Origin of the sequence: Acinetobacter sp. ANC 4654, assembly GCF_002135425.1 — a bacterium.
Classification (GTDB): Bacteria; Pseudomonadota; Gammaproteobacteria; order Pseudomonadales; family Moraxellaceae; genus Acinetobacter; species Acinetobacter kyonggiensis.
In genome coordinates, this window is record NZ_NEGL01000018.1 from 1 (window position 1) to 8,322 (window position 8,322).

General features: G+C 33.6%; 10 protein-coding genes. 4 read left to right on the forward strand and 6 right to left on the reverse strand.

Annotated features, from left to right (window positions below; genetic code table 11):
- The first annotated feature begins 632 nt into the window (after positions 1-632).
- Positions 633-1,712 carry a hypothetical protein gene (locus tag B9T24_RS16465; RefSeq protein ID WP_086166797.1) on the forward strand — a complete coding sequence of 360 codons (1,080 nt, stop codon included), beginning with the start codon at positions 633-635 and terminating at the stop codon, positions 1,710-1,712.
- A gap of 114 nt (positions 1,713-1,826) precedes the next feature.
- On the opposite strand, the gene imm45 is transcribed toward B9T24_RS16465, so the two are convergent.
- The 4 genes from imm45 to B9T24_RS16485 form a co-directional block, all read right to left on the reverse strand.
- A complete protein-coding gene (imm45, locus tag B9T24_RS16470; protein WP_086166789.1) occupies positions 1,827-2,132 on the reverse strand; it encodes an Imm45 family immunity protein in 306 nt (101 codons plus the stop codon).
- A gap of 172 nt (positions 2,133-2,304) precedes the next feature.
- On the reverse strand, positions 2,305-2,868 hold the full coding sequence (locus tag B9T24_RS16475; RefSeq protein WP_171264932.1) for a tetratricopeptide repeat protein: 564 nt from the start codon (positions 2,866-2,868) through the stop codon (positions 2,305-2,307).
- 173 nt (positions 2,869-3,041) lie between these two features.
- The gene (locus B9T24_RS16480; RefSeq protein WP_086166790.1) at positions 3,042-3,485 is read right to left on the reverse strand and encodes an SMI1/KNR4 family protein; all 444 of its coding nucleotides are present in this window, start codon (positions 3,483-3,485) and stop codon (positions 3,042-3,044) included.
- Positions 3,486-3,740: 255 nt separating this feature from the next.
- Positions 3,741-4,154: a hypothetical protein gene (locus tag B9T24_RS16485; RefSeq protein ID WP_086166791.1), complete on the reverse strand. Its 414-nt coding sequence runs from the start codon at positions 4,152-4,154 to the stop codon at positions 3,741-3,743.
- A gap of 358 nt (positions 4,155-4,512) precedes the next feature.
- Between B9T24_RS16485 and B9T24_RS16490 the strand changes: the two genes are divergently transcribed.
- From B9T24_RS16490 to B9T24_RS16500, 3 genes are all read left to right on the forward strand, one after another.
- Positions 4,513-4,800 (forward strand): BrnT family toxin, encoded by a 288-nt coding sequence (locus B9T24_RS16490; RefSeq protein WP_086166792.1) that lies wholly within the window; start codon positions 4,513-4,515, stop codon positions 4,798-4,800.
- A complete protein-coding gene (locus B9T24_RS16495; protein ID WP_086166793.1) occupies positions 4,787-5,098 on the forward strand; it encodes a BrnA antitoxin family protein in 312 nt (103 codons plus the stop codon). Before B9T24_RS16490 ends, B9T24_RS16495 begins: the two co-directional genes overlap by 14 nt.
- 94 nt (positions 5,099-5,192) lie before the next feature.
- Entirely contained in the window at positions 5,193-5,591 is a 399-nt protein-coding gene (locus B9T24_RS16500) for an Imm63 family immunity protein (protein WP_086166794.1), read from the forward strand.
- 605 nt (positions 5,592-6,196) lie between these two features.
- Here the strand turns inward: B9T24_RS16500 and B9T24_RS16505 are convergent.
- A complete protein-coding gene (locus tag B9T24_RS16505; RefSeq protein ID WP_171264933.1) occupies positions 6,197-6,763 on the reverse strand; it encodes a plasmid replication DNA-binding protein in 567 nt (188 codons plus the stop codon).
- Between the two features lie 68 nt (positions 6,764-6,831).
- Complete coding sequence (repM, locus tag B9T24_RS16510) at positions 6,832-7,758, reverse strand: replication initiation protein RepM (protein ID WP_086166796.1); 927 nt, start codon at positions 7,756-7,758, stop codon at positions 6,832-6,834.
- Between the last annotated feature and the right edge of the window lie 564 nt (positions 7,759-8,322).

Sequence of the window (8,322 nt, forward strand, 5' to 3'; positions counted from 1 at the left end):
TTGAACTTCGCTTTCGCTCAGTTTGAAGGGGCAATTTTTAGTGAATACCAGATCTAATTAAAATATTGAAAAAGCAAAATCAAAAGCAGCTCGGAATTCGCTTCGCTCATAAGCTTTTGCTCGCTTCGCTCGGTCTAGACTCAATTTTCTACATTTAAATCACTTTTCTTTGAGCATTCACATGCCGTAAAAACTGTTTTTCAGAAAGTCTAGGCGCGACTTTTCAGTGTTCGCTCGTAGACACTCGCTCTGTAGTCATAATTAAATGCAAAAAATAGGGGGTATTCACGACTTTTTTGATGATTGATTAGTTAGGTATGGAATTAACTTAAAGTGGCTTAAAACGCAAAAGAACGCTTTTAATTGCATATTCACTTTTTCGCTAGGACAACATTTTAAAAACAGCTTTGAATCTTTTAAATCAATTTCTACCTGATGCTGACGCTCAAATTTGGAACTCTTATTTACACAAAGACCATCATCGATCAAAACGAATCCTATTTTTGTCTATATGGTGTTTTTTATTCTTTTAAAGTCATAGATAAACTTTCATGCTTTCCGCATAAAAAGCACGTTTTGATTGAATAATGATCTACTACACCACAACGAAAACAGATTGTCTTTTAAGCCTTATGCAATGCATTTCTAACGGCAGTGCAAAGTTTTGGTTTTCTGATACTGTGCGTAAGAAAAAATCGGACTATGGGGAGCCGGTGTGGAGTTTGGTCATCAATTATGATCCAGCAAAAAATGAGGTATTTCAGTTTTGGTTATTTACCACGGGCTACAGAGAAGCACGAAGAAGTAAGCTGACGCTAAAAGAAATACTCGCTAAAAATTCGAGCATGGTACAGAAGCAAAAATTGAATAGCCTTTTGACCACTAAAAAAGAAAAACTGCTGCGCTATGGGGATTATGTACTGGGACAATACATCGAGTTCAGTGATCTTAAACCGCAATTTTCTCGGGTTTATTATCATCCTGAACGCTTTGGCGTTATTTTTAATGTTCATGCGAAGCGTGTAAAAACCATTGATAGTAATCAAGATCTGGTCTATCGGGTGTTTAAGCCTTTTGATGCCTCTGATGTCAGGCGTTTTTTCAGTATTCAACGTATTTTTGGCTTTGCTTTTTTAGAGAATGAACATACACGTTGGAATCAGGTATCCGTGAGTACGTTCTTACTGCAACGATTTGGGGTTAAATTTAACGATGAGGTGAGCTATAACGAACGATTGAAGGAGTTAACTCGTGCATTACGTGGGGTTCGTAAAAAGCATTTGGAGTTTTTTCAACGATATTCTCAGAAGAAAGTCCGTTTTACGTGGTATCTATCGCAAGAATTTATGCAATCGGCAACGCGGGAGTTGAATAAAAAAATTGATTTAATTTCGACTGAACAGGCTGATCGTTTGAAAGAAGCCACTTTTAGATTGAGTTCCAAGGGTAATTTTCATGGTACACGTCATCAAATTGGCACGTTACAGGCCATGATGAGGTCGGTATTAAATGCCCGAGATCCCGAACAGAAGAAGCTGAATCAAATGTATTTTCCAAAAAACTTACATTATGTGCGATTCACTGCTAAAAAAGCTTGGAATATGAAAGAGTTTGAAATGGCTTGTCGAAATGCAGATCAGATTTATTTGAATAAACGGAATAAGCAAAAGCCTAAAGATCAACGATTGAGACGGGATAGAAAAAAGGGCTAAAGTCTTTTTTTATCAAATTTCGTATAAGGGTTTTGATGTTAACTGAATACTAGAAATGCCTGTAAATCAGGCATTTCGTATAAGGTGTATTATGTTAATTTTAGAAAAGCTAAATTATATTTCATCATAATTCAATTGAGAACGTACAAAGACATCATCGAGCTCACTCTCAGGCCAAACCCATTTTTTCCAATTAAATATAAGCCAATCTTTCGTTATTTCGGATACTGGTAGCTTTTGATAACAATTAATACCTGCTTTATAGCCACTAATTGTTATTAGAGCGAAACCATCTTTATCGGGTGCTTCAGCAAGCATCATTATTACCTCTTCTTCAAATGGATAATGTGCTTTAAATTTTAAAAGATAACCACGCTGTAAATATTGCTCATCAAAATCAATTAATTTAGACCATTTCATTTTATAGATTCGTGATGTTATTTAAGTCATAAAAATACAGTATTTCTTAGCTATTTAACATAATGGCTGTTATACGAAATTTTTCAAAAAATACAGTAAAAATGGGAGCTTAAGACTCCCATTCTAGATTTTTTATAAGGCTTATTATGCTAATTTTAATTATTCTAAATGGTTACATCTGTGCCTTATCTTCCCAGAATTTTGCTTTATCTTGATTTTGTTCTACACCTACCCCGTATTGATACATAAATTCAAGCTCCCTCATAGCTTCCTTGCTACCAAGAGATGCCGCTTTACTTAATAAACCTAATGTTTTGTCTATATCCTTAGTTATTCCTTCACCATTGCGATACAACTTAGCTAAACCTACCATAGAATCCGTATGATCCAGATCAGTCCCTTTTGAAAACCAGACAAAGGCTTTTTTATAGTGCTCTTCAGCATCAGTTGGATCCATGTCGCCTAATAAATCAGCATATGTCGCGTAACCATCACCAAGCCAATACATTGCATTAACACTCCCATTTTCTGCTGATTTAACAGCCCAGCGCTCAGCTTCGGCTTCATCCTCATCAACCCCATAACCGTGTATATAGACATCAGCTAATTCTAGTTGTGCTGATGAATCTCCATTTTTAGCTTTTATTAATAAGTCATTTGAAAATGTTGGATTAGCTAGAGTTTCCATAGAAAGTATTAGTCCTAAAGCGATGTATATAATTTTGAAAATTTTCATTTTCTGCCTTTGAATTAAAGCTATATTTAATTTTGTAGATTGGTAATAGTACTTTATAAGGATGAAAATTCAGTGTTATTTAAAATAATGGGCATTATACGAAATTTTTAAATTTCTTTAATTATCAAAAAAATATAGAATTCCAAAAATTAAAGAGGATAACTTTTAACTATTTATGCATGTAAAATTTTTAAAAAATTTTCAAAGTCATCTGATACTATCCACAAGTCCTGTGAAAAAGGGTCTAAAAAAATAATCTTAGGTTTTAGCTTACTCTCTCGATAATCAAAACAAATTAAAAAATCTCCAGCATCTCTTGCGAAAGGCACCATATCTTTTGGAACATGTTCATTATTAGTACTGTGCCATAGGACAGAATCATGATCATAGCTTATAGTTAAAGGGAAAAAATCACTTATAGATCCTTCATTATCAAGATCATAATCAAAGCAACCTATTTCTATATATGCAGGATTTGCATAATGAACTAGATCTTTATACGAAGTAGGAAACTTTATATCTAGAATAGATTCTATCTGTTCAATTTCTTCGAAACTGATACCACTATTATCGCCTACCAATCCAAAATCTGACCAATTCCACTGATTCGATATCATAAGTTATTTCTCATTTAAACTGAGGCTTGAAGTTTATCGTGAAAGCATTCAATGAATATTTTTAATTATATTACAGTTATAGCTTGGCTCCATTTAACATAATGGTGCTTATACGAAATTCAGATGTTAGAACCCATTTAAAGTGTCTGTACCTATAAACTACTGGACACCCGTTCTTCCTCTGCTTGGACAATAAGAAATAAAAAACCAACTATTCACGAATGAGTAGTTGGACAAAATATTGACTTCTAAAAACTAATGAGAAATATATATTTGTGGGCGTTCATCCAAAATAAAATCAAAGTAAGTATTTGGTGTAACTATTAATAAATGTTCGCACTCTATATCTTGATATATTTCCCCTGCATCACTATAAAAATCTCTCAAAAAAAATGATTGATTTGATATAAAAAATGACCCATTTCTATTTGTAGGCAATGCATTAAGTGTTCGCTGACGGTAACTTTCATCACTTACTCTATAAGAAATAGGCTGTAGCTCAAATTCAACAACAATCTTTTCATTCAAGTTAACAGCATCATATGTAGATTTCTTTGTTCTTTTAAATAAAAACTTTAATTTACCTGCATAAATGCTCTCCATTGAAACATAATCTAGCAGTGGTAAATCATCTCCTAATGGAAACCATTCTTCATAAAAATCTTTCATTATCGATACCTAATTTATCATCAGAGCATTTTCCGCTAAGTGGCTGTATTTCATGTAGGTTTTCTAGAACAGTAAACTATTGAAATAATTTTATTCCATTTTTTATAATGAGTGAATAACCACCACTTAACATAATAGCGCTTATGCGAAATGCATTATGAAAATACTTTGTTTTTCATATAGTTAAAAAATTTGACCCACCTTAAAAACAGTAAAAAACCGACTTCGACACAAGTCGGCTTTTTTGTGAGCAGTTTTGATATATTCCGCCAATAAAATTGACCACTATTTACGCTTTTTAGCTTAAGTGATACAAATATGTGATACATTATTGTATATACAAATTTGAATGTTTTTTATGGAACAATATTTCGAATGGGATGAGGAAAAGAATCGAAAGAATCAGAAAAAGCACGATCTCTCTTTCGAAACGGCAAGCTTTGTTTTTGAAGATCCACTGAGGATTTCCATCCAGGACAGACATACCGATGGTGAAGAACGTTGGCAGACCATTGGAAAAGTAAAAGGCGTACTAATGCTCTTAGTAGCTCATACCATCTTTGATGAAGATGACTTTGAAATCATACGAATCATTAGTGCAAGGCAAGTAACCAAAGCGGAGCGAAATCAATATGAGCATGGTTAGATATACACGCAAAGATCTGAATGAAAATTTCAGCGACAAGCAAGATGCTGAGATTCAACGCTTGCTTGCGAAGGGAACTGTACCAGATGAACAATTAGATTTATCTGATATTCCTGAAATTACAGACTGGAGTAATGCTGTTCGTCATGGGCAATTTTATCGTCCAGTGAAGCAACAAACCTCGGTTCGCCTTGATGCTGATGTACTGGCATGGTTAAAAGATCAAGGTAAGGGCTATCAGACACGTATGAATAAAATTTTACGTGAAGCAATGTTAAAAGACTTAAAAAATCATTAATCAAAAATGGGAGCGATAGGCTCCCATTTTTGAATTTCGCATAAGAGATTTTATGTTAAATAGATATTAAGAACATTTGGAGAATCAAAGAATAATGCTTACGTTTTCAGAAATTCAAGCTAAGGTTGATCAAATTTGTGAAAAAATTGGGCTGGAAAAAAAAAGAGTTTGGCCCGCAGTTCAGAATGATGGAGCTCCATATGTATTAATCCATGAAAACAAATATTGGTATATTTCTGAAGAACGAGGAGAAGTTGTTTTTGAAAAAACAACCAAGGATTTTGAAGAGTTGCTTTATTGGATAATGGATGATTTTATATCTAGCTATTCGTTTGATTTTGAACTTAAAAATAGAACCAGAGGACAAGATTTCCGTCGAATCGCTTTTTCAAAACAAATTGAACTTTTTGGTTTAATCAATGATGAATGGAAAGTAAAAAAAGAAAATAAAATAAAAAAAGTATTAGAAATAGCCCCTTTTGTAGATATCTGATTTATAAATATTTATTTTGCACCAATTTTTGTTCACCGATTAAAATATCTATGTAGTTTCGTATAACGCCCATTATGTTAAATAATAGAGAAATAATTAAATTTAATCATCCCCTTAATGCTCAGGATTGTCGTGAGTCTACTGAATTATAGACAGCATTATTTTCACGTCTGCCTCCAGCTATTTTTCAGATGATTTACTAGGTTTCAAATCATCATTATTTTTTGGAGTCTTCTTATTATCACGTCTTCTTTTATCAACCTTACCAGTAGATTTAGCAATTGGTTTCGGTCCTGGTTTAAGAGGTCTAGTCATTTTAAAAATCATATATAAGTAAAATTGTTAAAATTGCAACAGACAGATAAATTTCATAAAAGGCTATTATTTTTTATGTTCAGGAATAAGTGACAAGATTAAGATTTCCTAAAATTAACATAATACACCTTATACGAAATGCTCTAATTTATTCTTTTTAATTCATAGTCTTATCGTATCTGTGAAAGCCCAATCCTCACCGGTTGGGATTTTTACGTGAATAGTCGTGTTCCACGCCTAATATTTAATCAAAGTTCCACAACTTTGATTAGTACACCTAAACAGATCGGTTAGCCATTTGGTAAGAAAAACCGGCTTAGAAAGCCCCTTTTCGGTGGCTCCAGTTCAACATGCTCTGGCACTGGAATGCGCTTATTTTCTTTTTCAACCAAAGTAGTCAATCCGTCATAGTTCTGCTCAGGCTCAGACCGAGGATCCGTTGCTATATCTTCATTAAATTTCTGATCGGTAAACGTAGTCAGATTGGCTTTTGGTGCTTTTAGTAGTCGTTGTATTGCTTCTATCTGATTGTCTTTTGCTTCTAGTTGTTCTCGTTGGAAAACTTCTCGCTCATGTGCAAGTTCTAGTTGTTGTTTTAGCATGTCTACATGTTGTTTTAGCATGTCTACATGTTGTTTTAGCATGTCTACTTCTGTCTCTTTTTGTACCGTAGCAGACTGTAACGTGGTTACATCCTTATTTTTATTAGATGGTTCCCCAAATACACGTAGAGCTTCTGAAAAATCAATTTTTCCATCACTATTTTTAGATAAATCCCCTTTATTAATGCGTTTATAAATGCTTTGGCGATTCATTCCATATAGATTAGCCAACTCAATAACAGACAATGCTTTCATCATGTAGCCCAAATAAAAAAATGTGTATCAGTAAACATTAAGTTGTCATGTAACGTTACATCACTGTTTTAACGATATCCAACTTTTTTAAGATATGGATAGAGTTCTTTAAATCGTTCAGGATCTTGTAGCATTTCAGCAATACGCACAGCAAATTGCTGGAAGCTTTCTGTACCATGAGAATATTTACCCATATCAGGAAGCTCTGAAAGCTTATTAGCGAACATATGACGTTGAGCATCTGTCATCTTTGAAAATAAATCAAAAGTATTAGGATCTCTTTTTGTGTCGACTACTGGAGCATTAAGTTTCTTCTGTTTAAAAGTGAATGAGAAACCTGAAATAGATCTACCTGTTTTATGTTGCTCATACTTAACTGTAATATCTGTATGTTCATTGATTTGTTTAATAGGTAGCTCTATCACCCATTTTTTAAAGTTGTCTGAACGAATATATTCAGTATCAAGAACGCCCATTTTTTTTCTAAATTCTTCTAAGGGTAAAATTGGAGTTTTGCCAGTACTACGCCATGCAATAAGAATTTCATATAAACGTACAGCATAAGCACTGTTTAAGTTACTAATTTGCTGTAGTTCATATTTAGTAAACTGCTTTTCTAATCGAGTAATTAAGGGAACTATAGCAGGAGCAAAAATTAGCTGAACTACCGCTTCATTATCTATATAGCCTACTTCACTAACCCATCTACTCATTTTGTTTATTGTATTGCCTTTAGCTGATATTTCTTGATAGCTAAATTGCCGAGCAAATAAGTCTTTACATGCATCTTTTAAAGCTTGATAGGCTGTATTTCGATGTACGCTAAATTGGCTAATATAACTTTCAGCATGAACTGTTAAAGGATCATTTGCATTAATACCTTTGCCACTTTGCCGAGCTTCAACAATCGCCAATAAAATTAATCGTTGCTCAACTAAATCCAGATTGTAACTAGCATCTATCAGTGCATTATCTTTAACTACTAACGGTTTCAAATTTTATTATCCTAGTATTTTTTTAATCTAGTATTTACTTTGTATAATATTTACTAGTTATATGCAAGGTAAACCTAGGAGTATTGCAAGGTAAACCTAGGAGTATTGCAAGGTAAACCTAGGAGTATTGCAAGGTAAACCTAGGATATTGATAGCTACATCGCTTATAAATAAAGGCTTTCAAGCTACCTAAAAGCATTTAAAAGCTTAAAAATAATTAAAAGCCTAGAGCATAAAAAATTGCCCTATGTTTTCGCTACGCTCAAGCTCTATTGAACTTCGCTTTCGCTCAGTTTGAAGGGGCAATTTTTAGTGAATACCAGATCTAATTAAAATATTGAAAAAGCAAAATCAAAAGCAGCTCGGAATTCGCTTCGCTCATAAGCTTTTGCTCGCTTCGCTCGGTCTAGACTCAATTTTCTACATTTAAATCACTTTTCTTTGAGCATTCACATGCCGTAAAAACTGTTTTTCAGAAAGTCTAGGCGCGACTTTTCAGTGTTCGCTCGTAGACACTCGCTCTGTAGTCATAATTAAATGCAAAAAATAGGGGGTATTCACGAC

What these genes read in the sequence shown, in the direction of transcription:
- imm45 (WP_086166789.1), bottom strand. Translation starts at nt 2,132, where the DNA reads ATGAAATGGTCTAAATTAATTGATTTTGATGAGCAATATTTACAGCGT.
- B9T24_RS16490 (WP_086166792.1), top strand. Translation starts at nt 4,513, where the DNA reads ATGGAACAATATTTCGAATGGGATGAGGAAAAGAATCGAAAGAATCAG.
- B9T24_RS16505 (WP_171264933.1), bottom strand. Translation starts at nt 6,763, where the DNA reads ATGAAAGCATTGTCTGTTATTGAGTTGGCTAATCTATATGGAATGAAT.
- B9T24_RS16475 (WP_171264932.1), bottom strand. Translation starts at nt 2,868, where the DNA reads ATGAAAATTTTCAAAATTATATACATCGCTTTAGGACTAATACTTTCT.
- B9T24_RS16480 (WP_086166790.1), bottom strand. Translation starts at nt 3,485, where the DNA reads ATGATATCGAATCAGTGGAATTGGTCAGATTTTGGATTGGTAGGCGAT.
- B9T24_RS16465 (WP_086166797.1), top strand. Translation starts at nt 633, where the DNA reads ATGCAATGCATTTCTAACGGCAGTGCAAAGTTTTGGTTTTCTGATACT.
- B9T24_RS16500 (WP_086166794.1), top strand. Translation starts at nt 5,193, where the DNA reads ATGCTTACGTTTTCAGAAATTCAAGCTAAGGTTGATCAAATTTGTGAA.
- B9T24_RS16495 (WP_086166793.1), top strand. Translation starts at nt 4,787, where the DNA reads ATGAGCATGGTTAGATATACACGCAAAGATCTGAATGAAAATTTCAGC.
- B9T24_RS16485 (WP_086166791.1), bottom strand. Translation starts at nt 4,154, where the DNA reads ATGAAAGATTTTTATGAAGAATGGTTTCCATTAGGAGATGATTTACCA.